Source organism: Duganella violaceipulchra (assembly GCF_019166075.1).
Taxonomy (GTDB): Bacteria; Pseudomonadota; Gammaproteobacteria; order Burkholderiales; family Burkholderiaceae_D; genus Rugamonas; species Rugamonas violaceipulchra.
This window is the reverse complement of sequence record NZ_JAHTGR010000010.1, coordinates 45,892-68,733: the sequence shown is the minus strand read 5'-3', so window position 1 is coordinate 68,733 and position 22,842 is coordinate 45,892. Positions and strand designations below refer to the sequence as shown.

The 22,842-nt window shown below is 62.7% G+C and carries 23 protein-coding genes; 18 read left to right on the top strand and 5 right to left on the bottom strand.

The window, feature by feature from the left end; translation table 11 throughout:
- Positions 1 to 4 precede the first annotated feature (4 nt).
- The 6 genes from KVP70_RS19100 to KVP70_RS19075 all read left to right on the top strand — a co-directional run bounded on the left by KVP70_RS19100 (position 5) and on the right by KVP70_RS19075 (position 6,081).
- Entirely contained in the window at positions 5 to 2,230 is a 2,226-nt protein-coding gene (locus KVP70_RS19100) for a xanthine dehydrogenase family protein molybdopterin-binding subunit (protein ID WP_217943948.1), read from the top strand.
- The gene (locus tag KVP70_RS19095; protein ID WP_217943757.1) at positions 2,227 to 2,445 is read left to right on the top strand and encodes a DUF7661 family protein; all 219 of its coding nucleotides are present in this window, start codon (positions 2,227 to 2,229) and stop codon (positions 2,443 to 2,445) included. Before KVP70_RS19100 ends, KVP70_RS19095 begins: the two co-directional genes overlap by 4 nt.
- Positions 2,446 to 2,605: 160 nt before the next feature.
- Entirely contained in the window at positions 2,606 to 2,938 is a 333-nt protein-coding gene (locus KVP70_RS19090; protein WP_217943756.1) for a hypothetical protein, read from the top strand.
- 53 nt (positions 2,939 to 2,991) lie between these two features.
- Positions 2,992 to 3,387 carry a hypothetical protein gene (locus KVP70_RS19085; protein ID WP_217943755.1) on the top strand — a complete coding sequence of 132 codons (396 nt, stop codon included), beginning with the start codon at positions 2,992 to 2,994 and terminating at the stop codon, positions 3,385 to 3,387.
- A 67-nt stretch (positions 3,388 to 3,454) separates the two neighbouring features.
- Entirely contained in the window at positions 3,455 to 3,730 is a 276-nt protein-coding gene (locus tag KVP70_RS19080; RefSeq protein ID WP_217943754.1) for a DUF6881 domain-containing protein, read from the top strand.
- Positions 3,731 to 5,247: 1,517 nt separating this feature from the next.
- On the top strand, positions 5,248 to 6,081 hold the full coding sequence (locus tag KVP70_RS19075; RefSeq protein ID WP_229224929.1) for a TIR domain-containing protein: 834 nt from the start codon (positions 5,248 to 5,250) through the stop codon (positions 6,079 to 6,081).
- 274 nt (positions 6,082 to 6,355) lie between these two features.
- Here KVP70_RS19075 and KVP70_RS19070 read toward each other — a convergent pair whose 3' ends face one another.
- The gene (locus KVP70_RS19070) at positions 6,356 to 7,120 is read right to left on the bottom strand and encodes an SDR family oxidoreductase (protein WP_217943753.1); all 765 of its coding nucleotides are present in this window, start codon (positions 7,118 to 7,120) and stop codon (positions 6,356 to 6,358) included.
- A 133-nt stretch (positions 7,121 to 7,253) separates the two neighbouring features.
- Between KVP70_RS19070 and KVP70_RS19065 the strand changes: the two genes are divergently transcribed.
- Complete coding sequence (locus KVP70_RS19065) at positions 7,254 to 7,679, top strand: energy transducer TonB (RefSeq protein ID WP_217943752.1); 426 nt, start codon at positions 7,254 to 7,256, stop codon at positions 7,677 to 7,679.
- A 73-nt stretch (positions 7,680 to 7,752) separates the two neighbouring features.
- Positions 7,753 to 8,817, top strand: a complete 1,065-nt coding sequence (locus KVP70_RS19060; protein WP_217943751.1) for an MBL fold metallo-hydrolase — start codon at positions 7,753 to 7,755, stop codon at positions 8,815 to 8,817.
- Between the two features lie 12 nt (positions 8,818 to 8,829).
- On the opposite strand, the gene KVP70_RS19055 is transcribed toward KVP70_RS19060, so the two are convergent.
- Complete coding sequence (locus KVP70_RS19055; protein ID WP_217943750.1) at positions 8,830 to 9,258, bottom strand: thioredoxin family protein; 429 nt, start codon at positions 9,256 to 9,258, stop codon at positions 8,830 to 8,832.
- Positions 9,259 to 9,355: 97 nt separating this feature from the next.
- Between KVP70_RS19055 and tsaB the strand changes: the two genes are divergently transcribed.
- From tsaB to KVP70_RS19035, 4 genes are read left to right on the top strand one after another with little or no spacing between them, the layout of a single operon-like run.
- Positions 9,356 to 10,057, top strand: a complete 702-nt coding sequence (tsaB, locus tag KVP70_RS19050) for a tRNA (adenosine(37)-N6)-threonylcarbamoyltransferase complex dimerization subunit type 1 TsaB (protein ID WP_217943749.1) — start codon at positions 9,356 to 9,358, stop codon at positions 10,055 to 10,057.
- Positions 10,054 to 10,524: a ribosomal protein S18-alanine N-acetyltransferase gene (gene rimI, locus KVP70_RS19045; RefSeq protein WP_217943748.1), complete on the top strand. Its 471-nt coding sequence runs from the start codon at positions 10,054 to 10,056 to the stop codon at positions 10,522 to 10,524. The genes tsaB and rimI overlap by 4 nt, the downstream gene beginning before the upstream one ends.
- A complete protein-coding gene (locus KVP70_RS19040) occupies positions 10,521 to 11,450 on the top strand; it encodes a uracil-DNA glycosylase (protein WP_217943747.1) in 930 nt (309 codons plus the stop codon). The genes rimI and KVP70_RS19040 overlap by 4 nt, the downstream gene beginning before the upstream one ends.
- Entirely contained in the window at positions 11,443 to 12,438 is a 996-nt protein-coding gene (locus KVP70_RS19035) for a DUF1853 family protein (protein WP_217943746.1), read from the top strand. Before KVP70_RS19040 ends, KVP70_RS19035 begins: the two co-directional genes overlap by 8 nt.
- Positions 12,439 to 12,445: 7 nt before the next feature.
- Here the strand turns inward: KVP70_RS19035 and lplT are convergent, their stop codons facing one another.
- A complete protein-coding gene (lplT, locus tag KVP70_RS19030; RefSeq protein WP_217943745.1) occupies positions 12,446 to 13,708 on the bottom strand; it encodes a lysophospholipid transporter LplT in 1,263 nt (420 codons plus the stop codon).
- Positions 13,709 to 13,837: 129 nt separating this feature from the next.
- Between lplT and alr the strand changes: the two genes are divergently transcribed.
- From alr to KVP70_RS19015, 3 genes are all read left to right on the top strand, one after another.
- The gene (gene alr / locus KVP70_RS19025; protein ID WP_217943744.1) at positions 13,838 to 14,932 is read left to right on the top strand and encodes an alanine racemase; all 1,095 of its coding nucleotides are present in this window, start codon (positions 13,838 to 13,840) and stop codon (positions 14,930 to 14,932) included.
- A 4-nt stretch (positions 14,933 to 14,936) separates the two neighbouring features.
- Entirely contained in the window at positions 14,937 to 16,313 is a 1,377-nt protein-coding gene (gene radA / locus KVP70_RS19020; RefSeq protein WP_217943743.1) for a DNA repair protein RadA, read from the top strand.
- Between the two features lie 71 nt (positions 16,314 to 16,384).
- Complete coding sequence (locus tag KVP70_RS19015) at positions 16,385 to 16,705, top strand: PilZ domain-containing protein (RefSeq protein ID WP_217943742.1); 321 nt, start codon at positions 16,385 to 16,387, stop codon at positions 16,703 to 16,705.
- Here the strand turns inward: KVP70_RS19015 and KVP70_RS19010 are convergent.
- On the bottom strand, positions 16,686 to 17,864 hold the full coding sequence (locus KVP70_RS19010) for a citrate synthase family protein (protein ID WP_217943741.1): 1,179 nt from the start codon (positions 17,862 to 17,864) through the stop codon (positions 16,686 to 16,688). The two genes, KVP70_RS19015 and KVP70_RS19010, sit on opposite strands and share 20 nt — an antisense overlap.
- A gap of 100 nt (positions 17,865 to 17,964) precedes the next feature.
- Between KVP70_RS19010 and KVP70_RS19005 the strand changes: the two genes are divergently transcribed.
- The 3 genes from KVP70_RS19005 to KVP70_RS18995 all read left to right on the top strand — a co-directional run bounded on the left by KVP70_RS19005 (position 17,965) and on the right by KVP70_RS18995 (position 22,096).
- A complete protein-coding gene (locus KVP70_RS19005) occupies positions 17,965 to 19,317 on the top strand; it encodes a CoA transferase (protein ID WP_217943946.1) in 1,353 nt (450 codons plus the stop codon).
- 194 nt (positions 19,318 to 19,511) lie between these two features.
- Positions 19,512 to 20,891, top strand: a complete 1,380-nt coding sequence (fliD, locus tag KVP70_RS19000) for a flagellar filament capping protein FliD (RefSeq protein ID WP_217943740.1) — start codon at positions 19,512 to 19,514, stop codon at positions 20,889 to 20,891.
- Positions 20,892 to 20,983: 92 nt separating this feature from the next.
- Positions 20,984 to 22,096 (top strand): polyamine ABC transporter substrate-binding protein, encoded by a 1,113-nt coding sequence (locus tag KVP70_RS18995; RefSeq protein WP_217943739.1) that lies wholly within the window; start codon positions 20,984 to 20,986, stop codon positions 22,094 to 22,096.
- A 241-nt stretch (positions 22,097 to 22,337) separates the two neighbouring features.
- Here KVP70_RS18995 and sixA read toward each other — a convergent pair whose 3' ends face one another.
- Positions 22,338 to 22,805 (bottom strand): phosphohistidine phosphatase SixA, encoded by a 468-nt coding sequence (gene sixA / locus KVP70_RS18990; RefSeq protein ID WP_217943738.1) that lies wholly within the window; start codon positions 22,803 to 22,805, stop codon positions 22,338 to 22,340.
- Positions 22,806 to 22,842 lie beyond the last annotated feature (37 nt).

Here is a 22,842-nt window from a genome sequence, read left to right as displayed (position 1 = left end):
CGGCGTGGCCGCGCTCGGCGCGCTGGTGGTGGGCTGGGGCGCGCTGCCGCCGAGGCAGCGCCTGCATGCTTCGCATCCGATGCTGCTGGGCGGCGCTTCGATCGCGCTCAATGGCTGGGTCGCGGTGGCGCCCGACGGCACCGTGAGCGTGGCCATGGCGCGCAGCGAGATGGGGCAGGGCGTGCACACCGCCTTGCCGATGCTGGTGGCCGAAGAGATGGACGTGCCGCTGTCGGCGGTGCGGCTGGTGCAGGCGCCGGCCGATAAAATCTACGGCAATATCGCGATGCTCAAGGACGGCCTGCCGTTCCATCCGGACGACAACGGCAACCTGAAAGCGGTGGTCAGCTGGACCGTCGGCAAGGTGGCGCGCGAACTGGGCTTGGTCATCACCGGCGGTTCGTCCAGCGTCAAGGATGCGTGGCAGCCGATGCGCGAAGCCGGCGCCGCCGCGCGCGCGATGCTGGTCGCCGCCGCCGCCAAACAGTGGAACGCGCGCGTGGAAGACTGCCGCACCGAAGACGGTTCCGTCATCCACGCCGACTGCCGGCGCCTGGCCTACGGCGCGCTGGCGATTGCCGCCGCCACCGCGTCGCCGGGCGAGATTCGCCTGAAGTCGCCCAAGGATTTCAAGCTGATCGGCCGTGCGCAGCCGCGCCGCGACACGCCGTCCAAGGTGAACGGCACGGCGGTGTTTGGCCTCGACGTGCGTCCCGAGGGCATGGTCTATGCGGCGGTGCGCATGTCGCCGGTGATCGGCGGCACGGTCGCCAGCATCGACAAGGATGCGGTGCTCAAGATGCCGGGCGTGATGCGGGTGGTCGATTTTTCCAGCGCGCTGGCTGCCAGGACCGGCGCCGGCGCCGGCGTGGCGGTGGTGGCCAAGACCTGGTGGCAGGCCAAACAGGCCGCGCTGGCCTTGCCGGTGCAGTGGTCGACCGACGAACGGGCCAAGTTGTCGAGCGCCGCCATCTACGCGGAATTCGCGGCCAAACTGGATGCGGAATCGGGCCATGCCTACTACAAGGAAGGCGACATGGACGCGGTGGAGGGCAAGGTCGCCGGCGTCGCCAAAACCCTGACGGCGGAATATCGCGCGCCCTATCTGGCGCATGCGGCGATGGAGCCGATCAACTGCACGGCGCAGGTCAAGGACGGTTATGTGTACCTGTGGGCGCCGACGCAGTCGCCCGGTTTTGCGGTGGAGACGGCGGCGAAGGTGGCCGGCGTCCCGGCGGACAAGGTGGTGCTGGCGGTGACGCTGCTGGGCGGCGGCTTCGGACGGCGGCTGGATGTGGACATGGTGGCGCAGGTGGTGGCGCTGGCAAAAGAGACACGCGGCCTGCCAGTGCAGATGATCTGGGCGCGCGAGGACGACACCACGCACGACGTGTACCGCCCGGCGGCGCTGGCGCGCTTCAGCGCCAGCCTGGATGCGGCGGGCAATGTGCTGGGCTACGATAACAAGTCGGCCAGCGGTTCGGTGTCGCACCAGTTTTTCAAGCGCAACCTGGGCTTGCCGCCCGGTGGGCCGGACAAGACCACGGTCGAAGGCGAGTTCGATATGCAGTATGAATTCGCCAACCAGCGCATCCGCCATGTGATCGTCGACAGTCCGGTGCCGTTGGGGTATTGGCGTTCGGTCGGGCATTCGCACAACGCGTTTTTCAAAGAGAGCTTCATCGACGAGCTGGCGCATGCTGCGGGCAAGGACGGCGTGGCGTTCCGGCGCGGCCTGCTGAAGCGGCACCCGCGCCATCTGGCGGTGCTGGACGCGGCGGTGGCCAGGGCCGGCGTTGCGCCGGCGGGGCGCGCGCATGGCGTGGCGCTGCACCAGTCGTTCGGCACCATCGTCGCGCAGGTGGCGGAGGTGTCGGTCGAGGGCTCGGAGATCCGCGTGCACCGGGTGGTGTGCGCGGTCGATTGCGGCATCGCCGTCAATCCCAACATCATTGCGCAGCAGGTGGAATCGGCGGTGGTGTTCGGGCTGTCGGCTGCCTTGTTCGGCGCGGTGACGATCAAGGACGGCAAGGTCGAGCAGACCAACTTCCATGACTATCCGGTGGTGCGCATGAACCAGGCGCCCGAGGTGGAGACCATCATCATGCCGAGCGCCGAGCATCCCGAGGGCATGGGCGAGCCGGCCACGCCGCCGATCGCGCCGGCGGTGGCCAACGCGGTGTTCAAGCTGACCGGCAAGCGCCTGCGCAGCCTGCCGCTGACGCTGTGAGCGAGTTGCGCTTCAATGTGTTCGGGCGGCTGATCGCCATCAGCGGCGGGCAGGGCGCGTGGCGGGCGTTCTACTTCGGAGCGGAGGGTAAGCGCCGGCCTGCGGATTTCGTCGTGCCAGGCGAGCTTGCGGAGCATGAGCTATGCGAATACCTGGCCGATCTGTTCCATGAAGATGCCACCCCGCGCAATCACTCAGCGGTACAACTATCCTAGCTGGCAATCAGGTCGCCGCTGAAACGCGGGGATCAGATTTGAATTGGTACATCATCCCAGGTGCCGGGCAGCAATCGGCCAGGAGCCGCCGTTCGTAGCAGCCGTGTTGGATGCTATTGATCGCTGTACCTTGTGTGTAAGGCTTTACTGTAGGAACTTGATGAAGAACTGCGAGGACTTCATGTCTTGGTTGAAGTATCTTGATGTTGAGTACATCGACGATACAAAGTGGGAAAGCTTAACCAAGCTGGACATAAATGATCCTAAACACTGGAGTCGAATCATAGATTTGGCGATGCGCGAGGATGTGGCAAAATTGAATGCGATATCTAACCTCGCAATGAAGGCAGTACTTGATGATCTCGAAGATTTTCCGAAACGGGAGGTCAAGAAGCTGATGGATAGAATTTGCATGCCATTTGAAGCACCAATAAACGATCACATTGCGTTTTTTCGAATCGTACGCCAAGAGCTTTTTGGTTCGAAGGAATGACGCTCATCTGCTTCCGGCCAAGAGCTGACCTATTCACGCGAACAAGGAATTGAATGAATAGTTATGTGTTTGCCGTGTCCAATAACCCAATCACGGCTGTATACGCCTCACTTGAGGCCATGAACCAGAATTGTGAAGAATACTTTCAGGTCGTTCTCGAAAATAATGACGAGCTAAGGACATTGATGGACCTGTTAGGAGTCGAACGATTGCCGATGACTATGTTGTCATCAAATGTCGACTTTGCTTCTGTGTTCGATTACTCGGCATATCTGTTGCCACAGCTATCCAAGGATAACTTTGACGCATTCTACGATGAATGGCTGCGCAGAACAGGACGTGAAACAAGTATGGACGAATATGGGCAACTCATTTTTCTTCAAGGGCGTGGGGATTTATGGAATAAGATGAAATATCGTTTCGTGCTCTGTGAAACATATACGTACTGACGGCATGCGCGTTACGTTACTATGCCGCTGACGGCCAGAAACTGCCGGTAAGAAGAGGAAGTCAACAGTGAGATACATAGAAGTGAAGTGGTTGCACCAGAACCCGGAATACCCAATCCGCCTAGTATCTGAAATCGATTCGGATGGATATGAGATACGGAAGCTGGAATTTTTCGAGGATGGTCGTGCGGGATTTGCGTGTGCTGCCACATCTCAACTGGGCGTTGAACTAGGCACTGTTTCCGTACCTTCGATTGTTGAAATAAACGCGATGGAAGAGTTTGAGGGTAAGGAAATATCCCAGGCTGATTTTGATGCATTATGGGCAGCCGTTGCAGGGTAGTCGATTTGTACCGCGCCAGCCCGTCAGGAGCAGCCAAGCGCTTCGGCTACCGGCCAAAAACGGACCTCTGAAATTTGACTAGGGTACTGATTACTTTTATGGGCACAGATATTGCGGCTGAAATGGGCTCTAGCTACACAATTTATCTAAGAAGTCCGGGACCTCGTCCTGTCTTTCACTTGGTTGCAGATAGCTTATGGGGTAAAGGATGTGACACCGACTCCGACGGAAATAGCTACAATGCTTTTGACACGGAATGGACTGAACTTTCACTGTCTCTTCGTGGTGGAACTGAACTAGATCAAGTTCACATCGATCCCGTATCTGGGAACCCGTTGGTATTGGTCGTAAGGTCACCTTCGCAAGTGCTCTGCGAGAGAACGGCAAAATATCTTCAGTCCACGTCGGGAGGGACGATTGAATATCTCGCATAACGATTTAGCCGAGCGTACAAACTACGGCGTCCGCTCAACAACAGTTTGATGCCGCCCGTGGAATCCGGCCAAAAGCGGGCATTGAAGCATCGCCCCCAAAACGGCTCGAGCAGTCGATCCGAGAACTGATTGACCAACCGATGACCTGGCGTGAGAACAAGTCTAGAACCACAACGAGCCACTCCCTGACCTGGTCCAAAAGCCGGACCGAGGTCAGGGGAGGCTTGCAACTTTTGCCAGTTTTGTTAATACTGTGCATGCACACAGCACACTTCCAATGAGCTCAATAGGCAGGCGGGCTCCTGGTCGTCAGATAGTGGGGTTTATATCGAAACTGCCCATGTTATATTACTGTTTTGCAATATATAACACGTTAGAAGGTACGCGCACACTGTAATTTTCAAACCACAATGGAAAGAATTCATGGCACTTAAACCAGGACCAAAGCCGATAGCAAAATCAACAGGGAAGCCGGACCAGCGCCGCCGTGATAACAAAACCACACCCGGGAATACACCGTCCCTCAAACCTAGCAAATCTAGCAATCCCCCAAAAAATAAATGACAGGAGCCTCGTCAATTTGCCCTTCTAACCCGGCAGTCGAGCTGACCTGCGCGAAATGCCGCGCAGGCCGCTCACTTCTACGTTGGCCTTATGATCAGAATTCTCTTAAAATCGTTACCGAGGTCGTTCATGATGATGCTGCCCTTAATTGAGGCCAGCGTCATTGCATACGTCCTGCGTGGTATCTGTCCCGCCCATGGTTGTTCTTGATCTCAAGTTCTTTCGCCGTTTATCTTGTTCTTGGCTTCCTTGCGTTTTGTGAGCTTTCTGGTGTCGGGATTACTAGCTCACCTTCGAATGAACTGACCTCGAATGGTGTGGTTGGCGTTGCTGAAGGCGTAGCGTACTTAGTTCTTACGGCCGCAGCAATTTTGGGAGTTGGTTTTCTTTTCAGGCGCACGGTATGAAGCTCGTATTGCCCAACTATGCGATCAACAGGACTGCTTACGCGCTGTGCGCTCCAGCATCCTGTTACTTTGAACGTTAGCCCATAAATTTTCCAGCGAAGGAAATTCATAAATGTATTACCAGGTACTCATCGAAACTTCTGAGAAAGTTGGCAAGGCTGGGAGAAACAAGCAGTACTTCGAATTAGACAAAACCGACCTGACGGATATTGAAGAGCGAATTGTCTTTCCATTTATCAGGAAAGAGGACTTTCAGTTTGATGGCTATTTTCTCAAGTTCGGAGAAATCAAGCGCATTTCGATCAAAGAAACACAAAAAACCACACAAGAGCTTTCGAAATACGAAAATGACCATATGCCAGCTGGCGTGATTATGTATGTATCACCAAGTGACATCGTTGGATATAAAAAACACACGAAAGACATCACAAACACCGTTTTCGACAAAGCGAAATCCTCTTTGCCGGCCAAGAGCTCTACGAAAAATAATTCAACCGCGCTTGATCTGACCAAGGTATTTATTGTTCATGGTCGAGACGATCTTGCTAAAATTGAGGCGGCGCGTTTTATTGAGAAGCTTGGTTTTTCTGCGATCATTCTTCATGAGCAGGCAAGTTCTGGAAAAACCATTATCGAGAAAATCGAGGTACATACAAACGTTGGATTCGCCATCGTCTTGTACACACCTTGTGACATTGGCGGCCTTGCTGGAGAGAAAACGCAAAAATCACGCGCTAGGCAAAACGTCGTATTTGAGCATGGTTACTTAATTGGCAAGCTTGGGCGTCACAATGTTTGCGCCTTGGTCAAGGGGGACGTAGAAATTCCAAATGACATTAGTGGGGTAGTTTATGTGCCACTGGACAATCATGGCGCATGGCATCTTTCAGTTGCAAAAGAGCTGCGAAATGCTGGTTACTCAGTCGATATGAATAAAATAATTTAGGCTCACCCATCATTCCAGCTGACCGTTAAAAAGCCGCGCTTTTCGCCGACCGCTGAATTCAAACGTTGAACGACCGCCATGTAGAATCGCAATGGTCCGCAACGGGGCGGTAGCGGTCTAAGGAAAAATCTAACTTATCGGCGATCCACCGTCAGTTCGAGTTCGAGCTATGGCACTCTACCCAATTTTCCTAATGTTTCGCTCCAGACGTACCGCCCAGTCCGCGCTTATCCCGCCCGCGTGAAGACACCACGCAATCACCCGGCGGTGCAACTCACGTCCGGTTGACCGAGTTGCCGCCATCCACTATCAGGTTCGATCCCGTGGTGAAGCTTGATGCGTCGGAGGCCAGATAGAGCGCCGAGCGGGCGATTTCCTCCGGCAGTGCCAAGCGCTTGAGTGCGTGTAGGCCTTCGACGAAGGCACGGGCTTCGGGCGTGTTGGCGCTGGCCCGGCCCATCGGCGTGTCGGTGCCGCCGGGTAGCAGCGCGTTGGCTCTTATCCCGTGGGTGCCATACTCGACGGCGATGACCTGCATCAGGCCGATCAAGCCTGCCTTGCTGGCGGCATAGGCGCCCATGCCAGGAAATCCGACCGTGCTGCCAACGATGGTCGAGGTAAAGATGAGGGAGCCGCCGCCGCGTTTGATCATGGCCGGCAGTTGATATTTCGCGCCGAGGAAGGCGCTGGTCAGGTTGGTGTCGACGATGGCCTGCCAGGTGTCGATGCAAATGTCGCACACCGGTGTGGCTTCGCCCGTCATGCCGGCGTTGTTGAAGGCGATATCGAGCCCGCCGAAGCGGCCCACCGCCGTCTCCACCAGTGCCCGCGCGAGTTGCTCGTCGCGGACGTCGCCGGCGACGGCGACCGCCTCGCCGCCGTCACGTTCGATGTCCGCGACCAGCGCATTGAGTTCGCTCTGGCGGCGCGCCGTCACGACCACCTTTGCACCTTCACGCGCGAATAGCCTGGCCGTCTCGTAGCCGATACCCGAACTTGCGCCGGTGACGATCGCCACTTTTCCTGTTAGCTGATGCATGGATTTTTCCTTCTGCTGGAGTGATAGGGAGGCTCCAGCATAGGGAGGCGGCGGATGATGGGCTACCCGTTTCTTGCTACGCAATTGCGCCAGCGCCGGCGTGACAATTCGCGCACATTTTCAAGCATGCCAGATGCTATCCTCCCGCATCCTGCCGCATTGGATCGGCAGTTTAAAAAGGAAACCATCGATGCGTCGAGTTTTAATGGCGGCTCTTATCGCTTGCTGTGCGCTGGCGAGGGCGCAAACTCCGGATAGCTCCTTTGGCTCAGACCCTGACAAGGCGCCAACGCTCGAAAAGACCGAGCAGTGCGCTCATGAAATTGAGCGCTCCGCGATGCCGACCTGGCCCAAAGAAGCGCTGCGCTCGGGCGCGGTCGGTTGGGTTGTGGTCCGATTCGACCTGGATGGCAACGGCCACGGCCAGAATATCGGCGTAGAGGCATCTGCGCCAGCCAAGGTCTTCGACGCTGTCGCGATCAGCGCTGTTAAACGCACCGCATTCAAACCTGAAGCCGTCAGGCAAGGCTGCAAGCTGGTGTTTGTCTATTCCCGGTGAGAGGCGCCACTTGCACAGGACCGGGCAGGCAGACTAAGCTTAGGGTTGTTTGATATTTCAGAATGCCGCCATCATGATTTTTCGTCAGCTTTTCGATCCAACATCCTCCACCTACACCTATCTGCTGGGTGACAGCGGCGAGGCGCTGCTGATCGACCCGGTGTACGAGCAGGCGCCGCGCGACCTGGCGTTGCTGAAGGAGTTGGGCTTGCGCCTGCTGGCCACGCTGGACACCCACGTCCACGCGGACCATGTGACGGCCGCCTGGCGCCTGCACCAAAGCTGCGGCAGCCGCATCGCGCTGGCGCAGGCGGCGGGCGCCGAACTGGCCGACCGTCCGCTGCGGCATGGCGATCGTATCGATTTCGGTAGCCGCCATCTGACGGTGCGCGCCACGCCCGGCCACACCAACGGCTGCCTGACCTTTGTGCTGGATGACGAAAGCATGGCCTTCACCGGCGACAGCCTGCTGATACGCGGCTGCGGCCGCACCGATTTCCAGCAGGGCAGTCCGCAGCAGTTGTTTGCTTCGGTGCGCGAGCAGATCCTGTCGCTGCCCGAGACCTGCCTGCTCTATCCCGCACACGACTACCGCGGCATCACCGTGACCAGCGTGGCGGAGGAACGCCGCTTCAATCCGCGCCTGGGCGGCGATGTGGACGAGGGCGACTTTGCCGGGCATATGAACAATCTGCACCTGCCGCATCCGAAGCTGATCGCGATCGCGGTGCCGGCCAATATGCGCTGCGGCCAGCCGGAAGGCAACCTGCCCGCGCCCGATGCGCCGACCTGGGCGCCGCTGACCTTGCGCTTCAGCGGCGTGTGGGAGATCGAGCCGATGGTGTTGCTGGAGCATCTGGCCGAGGCGCAGATCGTCGACGTGCGCGAGGTGCCGGAGTTCATCGACCAACTGGGCCATCTGGAAGGCGCGCGGCTGGTGCCGCTGTCGCAGCTGATGGATCGCGTGGGAGAGCTGGACCGCGCGCGGCCGGTGGTGGCGGTGTGCCGCTCGGGCGTGCGCTCGGCCCAGGCCAGCGTGCTGCTGACCAAGGCCGGCTTCAGCCAGGTCGCCAATCTGGCCGGCGGCATGCTGCGCTGGAAGGCCGAGGCGCTGCCGGTGGCTTGCGACGGCGTTTGATGACGCCGGCGTTCAGGCCTGCGCGTTGCGCATCAAGGTGCGCAGGTTGCAGTCGGCTTGCCATTGGCGGCGTTCTTCGCTGCTGACGGCCAGTTCGGCCAGTTCGGCGTCGCTGAGCGCGGACTTGGCTTGTATCAGGCGGTGCGCCAGCGCGGCGTCCGGCAGCATGGTGCCGAAAAAGGCCACCAGTTCGTGGTGCTGCAGCAGCAGGGTTGGGAAGTTGTCCACGTCCAGGTCGCCGACCACGTCGGCATGGTCTTCGATGTCGATCCAGACGAACAACTTGTCCGGGTGGCGCGCGGCCAGTTCCTCGAACGTGGCGCGGTAGGTGGCGCAGGTGCCGCACCAGGCCGCGCACAGGCAGGCCACGATCCAGCGCTCGCCGGCCAGGGCGGCGGCGATCTCTGCGCGATTCTCGGAATTCAGGGTCACACTGTGCATGGTATTCGTGGGCTAACGGCGGCCTCTGTGCCTAAGGGGCGTATTCTACATCCCCTCGCGGGGTCGCGCCTGCCAGCGCGGCAGGTTAAAATACGGCATGCCTATTATTCTTGCCATTGAAACCTCCTCCGAACTGGCCTCGGTCGCGCTGCTGCGCGGCGGGGCCGTCATCAGCCGCGTGTCCTCGGGCGTGCGCACCCATTCGCAATCGGTGCTGCCGATGATACAGGAGCTGCTGGCCGAAGCCGCTATCGCCTTGAAAGACTGCGACGCCATCGCCTTCGGCTCCGGCCCCGGTTCGTTTACCGGCGTGCGCACCGCTTGCGGGATCGCCCAGGGCCTGGCCTTCGGCGGCAACCTGCCGGTGGTGCCGGTGGTGACGCTGGAGGCGATGGCGCTGGCCTGCCATCAGCGCCATGGCGCCGGCGACGTGCTGGCGGTGCTCGATGCGCGCATGGGCGAGGTGTACTGGGCCCAGTACCGCTTTGCGGACGGCGCGGCGCCGGAGGCGGTGCTGCCGCCCGCGCTGTCGGCGCCCGAGGGCGTGCAGCCGCAGGGCGCGCCCGTCGCTTGCGGCAACGGCCTGGCGGCCTATGCCGGGGCGTTTGCCGGCGGCGGCTTTGCCGAGGTGATGCCGCATGCCGAGCAGGTTGCGCAGCTGGCGGCGATCGCCTTTGCCGCCGGCACGACCGTGACGGCGGCCGAGGCGCAGCCGCTGTATTTGCGTAACAAGATCGCCTACACCCAGGCCGAACGGCGCGACATGGCGGCCGCCAAAGCCGCTGAAGGTGGCGCATGAAGCAGATGTGGGACCTGGCGCGGCTGAACTATGAGCCGATGCGGCAAACCGATTTGCTCGATGTGGTGGCGCTGGAGGAGAGCGTTTATCCGCATCCCTGGAGCATGGCTAATTTCGTCGATTCCCTCAACAGCAATTATGAGGCGTGGGTGCTGCGCGACCAGCGTGGCGATTTGTTGGGTTATTTCCTGCTGATGACTATCGTCGACGAGGCGCATCTGCTGAATGTGGCGGTGTCGGCGGAGCGGCAGGGGCAGGGCCTGGGACGGTTCCTGCTGAACCAGGCCGTGGCTTGCGCGCGCGGGCTGGGCATGGAGTCGGTGCTGCTGGAAGTGCGGCCATCGAACACGCGGGCGCTGGAGATTTATGAGCGCTACGGATTTCAACACATCGGTCGGCGCAAGGGCTATTACCCGGCCGCCAATCAGCAACGCGAGGACGCAATCGTTATGCGGTTCAGTGTATGAGTCAGACGATAGCCCGCAGCACCGTGTTCCTCGACGAAATGGGCGTGGGGGTGCAGTGGAAGTTGCGCAATCCGCCAGTCGGCGAAGAGGCGGCCGTTGAGTATGACGTGGCCGAGGAGCCGGTAGCGGTGGTGGCTGAAGCGCCGCCGGCGCCCGTTCCTGCGCCAGTGCCAGTCGCCGTTTCGGCGCCAACGCCGGCACCTGCACCAGCCCCCGTGGTGGCGCCTGTGCCAACGCCTGCGCCATCGTTCAACCCCGAGCCGCCAGCCGAAGAGGTAGAGTTCGCGGCGGCCGACGAAGACTCGACCGCCTGGTTCGACGAGGCGCCCGTGCCGGCACGCGCCGAACCGGTCGGCGATGCCGCCATCGCCGCGATGGATTGGCCGGCGTTGAAGACCGCCGTCTCCACCTGCACCCGCTGCGCGCTGTGCGATACGCGCCGCAACGCCGTCAACGGCCGTGGCGCCGCCGACGCCAGCTGGTTCGCCATCGCCGCCGCGCCGTCGCGCCTGGACGAGAAGGAAAACCAGGTCATCGCCGGCGAGGCGGGACAGTTGCTGGACAATATGTTGAAAGCCATCTCCCTGAAACCGGAGGCGGACGTGTACGTGACCAGCCTGGTCAAATGCCGCCCGTCCGGCCCCGATGGCGCCGACCGCGCGCCGAGCGGCGAGGAGTTGCTGGCCTGCCGTCCATTCCTGGAGCGCGAACTGGCGCTGACCGGAGCGACCATGGCCATGACCTTCGGCCAGCACGCCGCCAAGGGTCTGATGATGGGCCCGGCCACACGCGGCCAGGTGATGCGCTACGGCGCCGCCCAGCTGCCGGTGGTGGCCACCTATCACCCGGACGACTTGTTGCGCAAGCCGGAAGACAAGGCCAAGGCCTGGGGCGACCTGTGTCTCGCCAAGGCTGCCCGTGACTAGCCTGCCGCTCGCCGCGCCGTTGAACACGTCTACGCCGGCGGACAGCTATCAAGCACGCTTCGAACAGCGCTGGGGGCACCTGACCCGTCCACACGTGCGCGCGCTGGCCTGGCTGCTGGACGCCCCCGATCTGCTGGACCCGGTCTCGCCGCACTGGCACGGCCGCATCGCCACGCTGGGTGCCGTGTCGCCGGAAACGGCCGACTGGCTGGCCGCGCTGGAGCAGGACCCGATTCCGCTCGATGCTGCGCTGGGCAGCCGCCACTATTCGCGCCTCGGCCTGTACGCGGAAAAGCTGATGGCCTTCTATTTCGCCGAGCACGGCAAGCTGGTCGCGCATGGCCTGCAAGTGCGCGCCAGCCGCAACGACACCGTCGGCGAGTTCGATTTCCTGCTGCGCGACGGCGACGACCTGGTCCACCTGGAATTCGCCACCAAGTTCTATCTGCTCGACGCCAGCGAGGCCGGCGCCGACTTCAACGGCCTGATCGGCCCCAACCTGGCCGACACGCTGGGCGCCAAGATGCGCAAGATCTTCGACAAGCAGTTGTCGCTGGCCAGCCATCCGGCCGCCCAGCCCTTGCTGCCACAGCCGGTGGCGCGTGCGCAGGCGCTGGTCAAGGGTTGGCTGTTCTATCCAGGCGGCGAAGGCGCGGCGCCGATGGCGGGCATCTCCCAGCCGCATTGCAAGGGCTTCTGGATCACGCTGCAGCAGGCCGCTGCATTGCAAGGCGAGCGCTACGCCATCATGCCGCGCCTGCACTGGCTGGCGCCGTTGAAGATGCCGCTGGAGTCGACCGCGATGAGCAGGGATGAACTGCTGGCAGCGCTGCACGAGCACATGACGCAGGTGGCCGCGCCGGTGATGGTGGCGGAGCTGGAGCAGCGGGGGGAGTGGCTGGTGGAGCGGTGTCGCGGCTTCGTGGTGCCGGACGACTGGCGCGCGCAGGCCGCGCAGCGCCGCCAGGACGGTGCGCTGCCGGCTTAATCGACGATTAGTGTTTCAGCTCGCCGATCAGCGCGACCGAATCGAACTCGCGCTGGTTGGCCGCATGCTTGCGCATGATGAAGTACATGGTGCCAGCCAGGAACAGGCCAAACAGCACGATGATGACGTCCAGGTTCAGGTGGCCGCGCAGCATCAGCGAGTACACCGCCAGCATGGTCAGGATGGACAGGTTTTCATTGAAGTTCTGTACCGCGATCGAGTGGCCGGCGCTCATCAGCACGTGGCCGCGGTGTTGCAGCAGCGCGTTCATCGGCACCAGGAAGAAGCCGCCCAGCAGGCCGACCAGGATCAGCAGCGGATAGGCCAGCGCCACCGATTTGACCATGGTCATGCTCATGACGATGACGCCCATGGCGATGCCCATCGGGATCACGTTCAGCGATTTGCGCAGCGAGATGAAGCGCGCCGACAGCACAGCGCCCAGCGCGACGCCGACGGCGACCACGCCGACCAGGCTGGTCGATTGTTCGTAACTCAGTTTGAGGGTGCGGTTGGCCCATTCCAGCACGATGAATTGCAAGGTCTGCGCGGCGCCCCAGAACAGCGTGGTGACCGCCAGCGAGATCTGGCCCAGCTTGTCTTTCCACAGCAGGCCGTAGCAGTTGGCGAAGTCGGTGATCAACTTGATCGGGTTGCGTTCCTGGTGGCCGTAGACGCAGCCGGTGTCCGGGATGCGGGTGTTGAACAGCGCCGCCAGCATGTAGATGGCCACCACCACGCATAGCGCCGCCTCGGGCGCGGTGTCGATGCCGGTGTCGACCATCGGGAAGTCGAAGCCCAGCAGGAAGGAAGACATCTGGTTGCCGACCAGTTTGCCGCCCAGGACGGTGCCGAAAATAATCGACATCACGGTCAAGCCTTCGACCCAGCCATTGGCGGCCACGAGTTTTTCTGCGGGAAGCAATTCGGTGAGGATGCCGTATTTGGCCGGCGAATAGACCGCGGCGCCAAAACCGACCAGCGCATAGGCCAATAGCGGATGGACGTGGGCGAATATCAGCAGGCAACCCCCAACCTTGATCAGGTTGGAGATGAACATGACCTTGCCCTTGGGCATCGAATCGGCGAAAGCGCCGACAAATGCGGCCAACAGCACGTAAAAGAGCGTAAATGAGAGCTTCAGCAGCGGTGTGATCCACGCCGGGGACTTCATCGTTACCAGCAGGTCGATCGCAACAAAGAGCAGCGCATTATCCGCCAGGGACGAAAAAAATTGCGCTGCCATAATGGTATAGAAACCACGATTCATTCTGGGGTGCCTGAAAACTTATCTGGCTTGCTTTATACCATGCTTTGATCGTATCCCCAAGAATTGAGCCGTCCAGTCAGGCGGCTACACGGTAAAATACGGCCTTCCCATATTCCGCTCACATTGCATATGCCTAGGCCGATCCTCGCAACCATCCACGTTGAATCCATGAAGCATAACCTGGCCCGCGCCAGGGCCAATGCGCCCGGCGCCAAGGCCTGGGGGGTGGTCAAGGCGAATGGCTACGGCCACGGCCTGGAGCGGGCGATGCGTGGTTTCGCCGAGGCCGACGGGCTGGCGCTGGTGGAGGTCGACTACGCCGTGCGCCTGCGCGAGCTGGGCTGGAAAAAGCCCATCCTGTTATTGGAGGGTTTCTTCGATCCGGCCGATCTGCACACCATGGCCGGCTACAACCTGCAGGCCGCCGTGCATTGCGTCGAGCAGCTGGCGTGGCTGGAGGCGGCGCAGGCGGCGCTGACGACGCGCGGCATCAAATTTGATCTGCATCTGAAAATGAACAGCGGCATGAACCGGCTCGGCTTCATGCCGGACGCCTACGCCGCCGCGCATGCGCGCCTGAGCGCGATTTCCTGCGTCGGCAGCATCACCATGATCACCCACTTCGCCAACGCCGACGACGCCGAGCATCCGCTGCTGCCGATCGCCGAGCAGGTGCGCCGCTTCGAGCTGGGCACGGCCGGGCTGGCGGGCGCGCGCAGCCTGTCCAATTCGGCGGGGGTGCTGCTGCACCAGAAAACCTTGCGCAACGACTGGATACGTCCCGGCATCATGCTGTACGGCGGCTCGCCGGGCGGCGCCACGGCGGCATCGTTCGGCCTGGAGCCGACCATGACCTTGAGCAGCGAGATCATCGGCGTGCAGGACATCGTCGCCGGCGACGTGGTCGGCTACGGCAGCCGCTACCAGGCCGAGGGCCCGATGCGCATCGGCGTGGTGGCCTGCGGCTATGCGGACGGCTATCCGCGCAGCGCGCCGATGGGCACGCCCGTGTTGGTGGACGGTGCGCCGACCACGCTGGTGGGCCGGGTGTCGATGGATATGCTGACCGTGGACCTGACGGGCTTGCCGTCGGCTGGCGTCGGCAGCGAGGTCACGCTGTGGGGACGCGGCATGCCGATCGACGCCGTGGCGACGGCGGCCGGCACCATCGGCTATGAGTTGATGTGTGCGCTGGCGCAGCGCGTGCCGGTTGTGGAAGGCTGAGCGGATGGCCAAGGTAAAGACCAACTACACCTGTAGCGACTGCGGCGGCACGGCCACCAAATGGACCGGCCAGTGCCCATCCTGCCAGCAGTGGAACACGATGGTGGAGACCGTCGTCGAGGCGGGCGGCAACAACCGTTACTCGCAACCGCAGCACATGTCGCTGGCGCAGACCGCGCCGGTGCTGTCGCTGGCCGATATCGACGCCATCGACGTGCCGCGCTTCGGCACCGGCATCGAGGAGTTCGACCGCGTGCTGGGCGGCGGCCTGGTGGCCGGCGGCGTGGTGCTGATCGGCGGCGATCCGGGCATCGGCAAGTCGACCTTGCTGTTGCAGGCGCTGGCCAATGTGTCGCATCTGAAAAAAGTCTTGTATGTCAGCGGCGAGGAGTCCGGCGCCCAGATCGCGCTGCGCGCCAAGCGGCTCAACATCGACGCCCGCGATCTGAAACTGCAGGCGGAGATACAGCTGGAGAAAATCCTCGGCACCTTGGCCGACCTGAAGCCGGAAGTGGCGGTCATCGATTCGATCCAGACCGTGTATTCGGACGCGCTCAGTTCGGCGCCGGGTTCGGTGGCGCAGGTGCGCGAGTGCGCGGCGCAGCTGACCCGCGTGGCCAAGCAGACCGGCATCACCATCATCCTGGTCGGCCACGTGACCAAGGAAGGCGCGCTGGCCGGGCCGCGCGTGCTGGAGCACATCGTCGATACGGTGCTGTATTTCGAGGGCGACAACCATTCCAGCTTCCGCCTGGTGCGCGCGATCAAGAACCGTTTCGGCGCGGTCAACGAGCTGGGCGTGTTCGCGATGACGGAGAAGGGCTTGAAGGGCGTGTCCAATCCGTCGGCGCTGTTCCTGTCCCAGCATGACAACCAGGTGCCCGGCTCCTGCGTGATGGTGACGCAGGAGGGCACGCGTCCCTTGCTGGTGGAGATCCAGGCGTTGGTTGACGCCAGCCACTTGCCTAATGCGCGCCGCCTGTCGGTGGGTTTGGAGCAGAATAGGCTGGCGATGCTGCTGGCTGTGCTGCACCGCCATGCGGGCATCGCGGCCTTCGACCAGGACGTGTTCATCAACGCGGTGGGCGGGGTCAAGATCACCGAGCCGGCGGCCGATTTGGCGGTGCTGCTGGCGATTAATTCATCGATGCGCAGCAAGCCGCTGCCGCGTGGCTTCGTGGTGTTCGGCGAGGTGGGGCTGGCCGGCGAGATCCGGCCGGCGCCGCGCGGGCAGGAGCGCTTGCGCGAAGCGGCCAAGCTGGGCTTCTCAATGGCGATGATCCCGACCGCCAATGCGCCCAAGCAACCGATCGAGGGCATGACCATCATCGCGGTCGATCGCATCGACGATGCCTTCAATAAGCTGCGCGAAATCCAATAACGTTGTATTGTTACGTGTTGTAATCATTAATACTGAATAATTGGTAACGCAAACGTACAAGAGGATAGATAGTGTTAGTTGATCAGAGGTCAGTCGCGCGCAAGATCCTGCGCTCCAAGGTCGTGGCGGTGATGGACGGCATGCCGCCACAGCCGGGACGCACGCTCGATATCAGCGCCAGCGGTTTGTCGATAACGTTCGAGCACAAGTTGGCCGTCGGCCATATGGGGAATGTGACGTTCGAGCTGTTCCTCGATGGTAAGCCACAGATATTGACCTGCCGTTCCAAGGTGACTTATTGCATTTTCAGCGGCGACCATTTCAAGATCGGTTACCAGTTCCTCAATCTGGACACCGCCAACGCCAGCGCCATCAACAAGTTCCTGCGCTAGGGCCGACGTAGCGGGCCCTGGGGCGGATCGGGCGGCGCGCCTGCACTTGTTCGAGTGCATGCGCCAGCCAGCCGACGCAGCGGCCCAGCGCAAACAGGATGAACGGCGCGTCATCCGGCAGCCCGTGGGCGGCGGCCAGCAAGGTCAGCGCAAAATCAATGTTCGGCAATTCCCCCGCCTGCGCTTCGGCCGCGGCGGCGAGGTCTGTGTGCGGCTGCAATTCCGGTAATAATTTCATCAGGGCGCGGGCGCGCGGGTCGCCTTGCGCGTACAGCCTGTGGCCGAAGCCTGGGAGCGCGCGGCCGCTGGCGCGCCAGCTGGCGACGGCTGCCTCGGCGCCTTGTCGCTTGGCGGCGGCGATCAGTTGGGCGAATTCGGCCGAGGCGCCGCCGTGCAGCGGGCCGGTCAGCGTGGTGAAGCCGGCCAGCACCCCGGCCGCCAGCGAGGCGCCGGTCGAGATGGCGACGCGGGTGGCGAAGGTGGAGGCGTTCAGTTCGTGGTCGGCCATCAGCACCAGTGCGCGGCGCAGCAGGTCTTCGGACGCGGGGCGTTGCCAGGCGAGCGCCAGGCGGCGGCTGATGGTGGTGGTTGGATCGCCTGTGGGGCCGATCATCGCCTGCGTGAGCGTGGCCAGGACGGCGGCGGCTTCGGCGCGCAGCTCGGCGGCGGGGCGGTCCATCGACGGCGCGTCGCTGGCGCTGCGCAGCGCCAGGGCCAGCAGGCCGGCGCCCAGCGCGCTGGCCGGTGCCGGGAGGGCGGCTGGTGCGTGCGCGGCCGATGCGGCGGCGGCCGGCGCCGCCAGCGGTTGGCCGGGTTCGGCCTGCCACAATAAATCGGCGATTTCTTCCAGCGTGGCGGTGTCGGACAGCGTGACGGCGTCGTGGCCGCGGTACAGCAGGCGGCCGTCGGCGGCGGTGGAGATGGCGGACGGCAGCACCGGGTCGCCCCATTGCATCGCCTGCGCGGAGACCGCCTCGATCTTGCGGCGGCCGTTGCTGCGCCGGGCCATGCGCAGGACGTCGTCGCGATGGTAGAGGCTGCGGCGCGGATCGGCCTCGTCGGATTTGGCGCGTATCTTGCCCCGGCTGACGTTGGCGTACAGCGTTTGCGGGCGGACATTCAGTACCTTCAGCGCTTCTGCCGCTGTCATCCAGACCATCTTGGATTCCTATGTTGACACTTCAAGTCAAGATTGACGCCCTCTGTGGGCGGTCCTAAGCTGGGACAGCATATCAATTCCTGGAGCGCTCATGTCTAAAATGTTGGAGGCTATTTCGTCCGCGTTGTCGTTGTCGGCGCGGGAGTGTGTGACGTTCAGCGGCGAGGGCGAACTGCCGTCCTGCTATGCGGTGACGGAGCTGGCGGCGGCGTCGGTGGGCGCGGCGGCGCTGGCGGTGCGGCAGCTGATCGCGGCGCAGGGCGGGCGTCCGGCGCAGGTGACGGTGGACCGCCGGTTGGCGTCGCTGTGGTTCGGTTGGTCGCTGCATCCGGTGGGCTGGAAGTTGCCGCCGCTGTGGGATCCGGTGGCCGGCGATTACCCGACCGCCGACGGCTGGATACGTCTGCACACCAACGCGCCGCATCATCGCGACGCGGCGCTGGCGGTGTTGAAGGCGCCGGTCGAACGCGAGGCCGTGGCGCGGGCGGTGGCCGGCTGGCGCGGCGCCGAGCTCGAAGCGGCGGTGGTGGCGCAGGGCGGCTGCGCGGCGCTGATGCGCTCCGGCGCGGAATGGGCGGCGCACGAGCAGGGGCGGGCGGTGGCGGCCGAGCCCTTGATCGCCTTGTCGACGCGGGCCGGCAGTTTTAATGCGGGCTGGTCGCCGACACCGTCGCGGCCGCTGGCGGGGCTGAGGGTGCTGGACCTGACGCGGGTGCTGGCCGGGCCGGTGGCGACGCGCTTCCTGGCCGGCTACGGCGCGGACGTGCTGCGCATCGATCCGCCGGGCTGGAACGAGCCCGGCGTGATACCCGAGGTCACCTTGGGCAAGCGCTGCGCGCGGCTGGATCTGCGGCTGGCGGCGGACCGCGCGGTGTTCGAGCGATTGCTGGCCGGGGCGGATGTGCTGGTGCATGGCTATCGTTCGGACGCGCTGGAGAAGCTGGGATATGGCGAGCAAGCGTGTCGGCAGTTGAATCCGGGGCTGGTCGATGTGGCGCTGGATGCGTATGGTTGGACCGGGCCGTTGAGCTGGCGGCGCGGCTTCGACAGCCTGGTGCAGATGAGCGTGGGCATCGCCCAGCGCGGCATGCAGTGGCGGGGCGCGGACAAGCCGGTGCCCTTGCCGGTGCAGGCGCTCGATCACGCGACCGGCTATCTGGTCGCGGCGGCGGTGGTGCGTGGGCTGATAAACCGGCTGGCAGAGGGAAGTGCGACGCAGGCGCGCCTGTCGCTGGCGCGCACCGCCTTGCTGCTGACGGAGCTGTCACCGCAGGATAGGGGCGCGGACGCCCAGCCGCTGGCGGCGGCAAGCGACGCAGACCTGGCGCCGGCGCTGGAGCAGACCGCGTGGGGAGCGGCCCGCCGCTACCGGCCGCCGGTGGCCATCGATGGCGCGCCGATGGCATGGACGCGGCCCGCCAGCGAACTGGGCTCGTCACCGCCAAGTTGGTAAAAAAAACCGGGGTCAAGTCTGACATTCGGACACGGGCTCAACCATAGCAACCTCGTTATGGTTGAGCCCGTGTCCGAATGTCAGACTTGACCCCGGATGTGACCCCGGATGTGGTGGGGAAAAAGCCGTCTGTTCGGCGCTTTGATTTTTTGTTGATGTTGCATACTATGTAACCAAATCAGGCGGGACGTATCATGGCCACTTCCAGCATCAACTCCAGCGGCACTTCCGCTAGTTCGACGGTGTCGAACGATATCTACAATCGCGTCCAGCAAACGATGGCGTCGCAGAACAGCGCCGCCACCAAGCTGAATACGACGCTGAAGAACGACCAGACCAAGCTGTCGGCGCTCGGCCAGCTGCAAAGCGCGCTGGCGAATTTCCAGTCGATCGCCGCCGGCCTGACCGGCAGCGGCTTGAGCACCAGCGCCGCGACGTCGGTCAAGAATGTGTTGACGGCCGCTTCCTCCGGCACCGCCAAGGCCGGCACTTACGCGGTCGAGGTCAAGCAGCTGGCGCGCGGCCAGTTCCTCACCAGCGATGCGTTTGCCGCGTCGGACGCCAAGATCGGCTCGGGCGCCGCCACCACCGTCAAGATCGACTTCGGCACCGCCGGCGGCGACCAGGGCTTTGCCGTCAACGGCAAGGCGGCCAGCAAGTCGATCACCATCGACGGCAGCAACAATACGCTGGACGGCATCGCCGCCGCGTTCAAGGCGGCCGGCGTGGACGTCAAGGTGGTCAAGGGCGACGACGGCAAGTTCTCGCTGGCGATCGCCGGCCAGAGCGGCGCGGCTAACAGCCTGCGCATCAGCGTCAGCGGCGACGCGGCGCTGAAAAACCTGCTCGCCTTCGATCCCGACGGCAGCCAGAAACTCAAGCAGGCCAGCGCCGGCATGGACGCCATCCTGAGCGTCGACGGCAAGGATGTCACCAGTGCCAGCAACACGGTCGACAAGGCCATCGCCGGCGCCACCCTGACCCTGACCTCGGCCGGCAAGACCGACGTCACCATCACCCAGGACGCCAGCCAGATCGGCGCCAACCTGAAATCCTTCGTCAGCGCCTACAACGACTTGAACAAGAAGTTGCAGGCGCTGCAAAAGGGGGACCTGAAGTCCGATACCGCGATGGGACAGGTCAGCAGCCAGTTGAACCTGCTGCTGAAGACGGGCGGCGGCAGCGTCTCGATGTCGGCGCTCAACACGGCCGGCGTCAGCCAGGACGCCAGCGGCCAGTTGGTGGTCGACGACAAGAAGCTCAAGGCCGCGCTGGCCGGCGATTCGGCCGGCGTCGGCAAGCTGTTCACCAACAACGGCAAGGGCATCGCCGACCTGCTGTCGGCCAAGGCCACGGCGCTGACTTCGGATGGCAGCGTGATCAGCAAGGAAGCGGGCATGCTGGGCCGCGAGATCAGCAGCATCAACGGCCGCCGCACGATGCTGACCAAGGCGCTGACGGCGCAGGCGACGGCGTTGGTGGCGCTGTACACGGCGCAGGCCCAGACCGCCGCCGGCAGCGCCGTCAACGGCACGGCCGGCAAGTCCGGCACGCTGTTCGACATGCTGGGTTGATAGTTCAGATTGATATTTCTAACGAATTCCTTGCGTCGGAACTGGCTATGCCCGATCATCACGGCTTGTGATTGATTCCACTCGGAGGGGCTATGGCAGGGAAGTTCGTTGGTGCGGCGTTGGTGGCGGCTGGCTTGATGGCGGGCGCGGGGCAGGTGGCGGCCCAGGCGCAAGAGGAAAAAGTCCTCAACATCTATAACTGGTCGGACTATATCGCCGACGATACCGTCAAAAACTTTGAAAAAGAAACCGGTATCAAGGTCCGCTATGACCTGTTTGATAACAACGAAATCCTCAATTCCAAGCTGGCCGCCGGCAAGTCGGGCTACGACATCGTGGTGCCGACCGCGCAATGGGCGCGCCTGCAAATCGACGGCAAGCTGCTGCGCAAGCTCGATAAATCCAAGCTGGGCAACCTGAAGAACCTCGATCCGGCGATCCAGGCCAAGCTGGCCGGCATCGATCCGAACAATGAATACCTGGTCGACTGGCTGTGGGGCTACACCACGGTCGGCATCAACGTCAACAAGGTCAAGGCCGCGCTGGGCGGCATGCCGATGCCGGACAACGCCTGGGACCTGATCTTCAATCCGAAATACGCGGCCAAGCTGAAGTCGTGCGGCGTGTCCTTCCTCGATTCGCCGTCCGAGGTGTTGCCGGCCGCGCTGCTGTACCTGGGCAAGCCGGCCTACTCGAAGAACGCCGCCGACTACGCCGAGGCGGGCAAGCTGCTGCAGGCGATCCGTCCGAATGTGACGCTGTTCAGCTCGTCGGGCTATATCAACGACATGGCCAACGGCGCGGTGTGCGTGGCGCTGGGCTGGTCGGGCGACATCAACATCGCCCGCCAGCGCGCCATCGACGCCAAGAACGGCAATGTGATCGAGGTGCTGGTGCCGAAGACCTCGGCCGCGCTGGTGTTCGACACCATGGCCATCCCGGCCGACGCGCCGCATCCGAACAACGCCCACCTGTGGATCAACTACATCATGCGTCCCGAGGTGCATGCCAGCCTGACCAACAAGGTGTTCTACGCCAATCCGAATGCGGCCAGCCTGAAGTTCGTGCGCAAGGATATCGCCGACAACAAGACGGTGTTCCTGTCGGATGCCGACAAGCAGCGCATGGCCGCGCCGGAAGCGGTGCCGGCGGATATCCGCCGCAACATCACCCGCCTCTACACCAAGTTCAAGACCGGCCTGTAAACGGACCATTCCCGCTTGCGCGGGAATGCCGTGGTGCTTCAATGAAGCGTATGCTATTCGTGATAGCGGTCGACCAGTTTGTGTTTGCTGCCGCGTGTTTCCTCGATGAGCTCGTAAACTACCAAGGCGATCATCCCTCCGAAGATCCCCATCGTGAGTAAGGTGAACATGGTAACCCTCCCTCAAGTTGTTACGATTAAACTTTAGCAGATGGTTGCCGCTTTACAAGCTCCACGCCCATTTATTTCACCACCAGGTCGGCCGCCATCACCGCTTTCAGGTAGACGCTCATGGCGTTGCCGGGGTCGCGCTGGGAGAACCACCAGGCGCTGGCCTTGCGGATATCCCACTCCATGTCGTCGCCCGTCATCAGCAGCGAGGCCAGCTGGCCCAGGGTCGGCTGGTGGCCGACCACCAGCACCGCATCCTTGTTGCCCGGCCAGTTGGCGGCCTTGATGATGTCGGTGGCGTCGGCGCCGGGCGCGAGGTCGGTGTGGATCTTGAACTTGCGCCCCAGCGCCTCGGCCGTCTGCAGGGTGCGCACGGCCGGGCTGCACAGGATGCGGCAGCTGTCGGGCAGCTGCGAATCGAGCCACTGCCCCATGCGGCGCGCCTGCTTCAGACCTTTGACGGTCAGCTCGCGCTCCAGATCGGACATGCCGGGTTCCGCGTCCTCGGCCTCGGCATGCCGCCACAATATGAGATCCATGTTTTTCTCCTGAACGACATGTGAAAAAAGATCCCGC

Coding starts and splice junctions, on each gene's coding strand:
- KVP70_RS18995 (WP_217943739.1), top strand. CDS start 20,984: ATGGCAGGGAAGTTCGTTGGTGCGGCGTTGGTGGCGGCTGGCTTGATG.
- lplT (WP_217943745.1), bottom strand. CDS start 13,708: ATGAATCGTGGTTTCTATACCATTATGGCAGCGCAATTTTTTTCGTCC.
- KVP70_RS19060 (WP_217943751.1), top strand. CDS start 7,753: ATGATTTTTCGTCAGCTTTTCGATCCAACATCCTCCACCTACACCTAT.
- tsaB (WP_217943749.1), top strand. CDS start 9,356: ATGCCTATTATTCTTGCCATTGAAACCTCCTCCGAACTGGCCTCGGTC.
- radA (WP_217943743.1), top strand. CDS start 14,937: ATGGCCAAGGTAAAGACCAACTACACCTGTAGCGACTGCGGCGGCACG.
- KVP70_RS19010 (WP_217943741.1), bottom strand. CDS start 17,864: ATGGTCTGGATGACAGCGGCAGAAGCGCTGAAGGTACTGAATGTCCGC.
- KVP70_RS19040 (WP_217943747.1), top strand. CDS start 10,521: ATGAGTCAGACGATAGCCCGCAGCACCGTGTTCCTCGACGAAATGGGC.
- KVP70_RS19005 (WP_217943946.1), top strand. CDS start 17,965: ATGTTGGAGGCTATTTCGTCCGCGTTGTCGTTGTCGGCGCGGGAGTGT.
- KVP70_RS19085 (WP_217943755.1), top strand. CDS start 2,992: ATGAATAGTTATGTGTTTGCCGTGTCCAATAACCCAATCACGGCTGTA.
- KVP70_RS19055 (WP_217943750.1), bottom strand. CDS start 9,258: ATGCACAGTGTGACCCTGAATTCCGAGAATCGCGCAGAGATCGCCGCC.
- rimI (WP_217943748.1), top strand. CDS start 10,054: ATGAAGCAGATGTGGGACCTGGCGCGGCTGAACTATGAGCCGATGCGG.
- KVP70_RS19070 (WP_217943753.1), bottom strand. CDS start 7,120: ATGCATCAGCTAACAGGAAAAGTGGCGATCGTCACCGGCGCAAGTTCG.
- KVP70_RS19090 (WP_217943756.1), top strand. CDS start 2,606: ATGAAGAACTGCGAGGACTTCATGTCTTGGTTGAAGTATCTTGATGTT.
- alr (WP_217943744.1), top strand. CDS start 13,838: ATGCCTAGGCCGATCCTCGCAACCATCCACGTTGAATCCATGAAGCAT.
- KVP70_RS19065 (WP_217943752.1), top strand. CDS start 7,254: ATGCTATCCTCCCGCATCCTGCCGCATTGGATCGGCAGTTTAAAAAGG.
- fliD (WP_217943740.1), top strand. CDS start 19,512: ATGGCCACTTCCAGCATCAACTCCAGCGGCACTTCCGCTAGTTCGACG.
- sixA (WP_217943738.1), bottom strand. CDS start 22,805: ATGGATCTCATATTGTGGCGGCATGCCGAGGCCGAGGACGCGGAACCC.
- KVP70_RS19075 (WP_229224929.1), top strand. CDS start 5,248: ATGTATTACCAGGTACTCATCGAAACTTCTGAGAAAGTTGGCAAGGCT.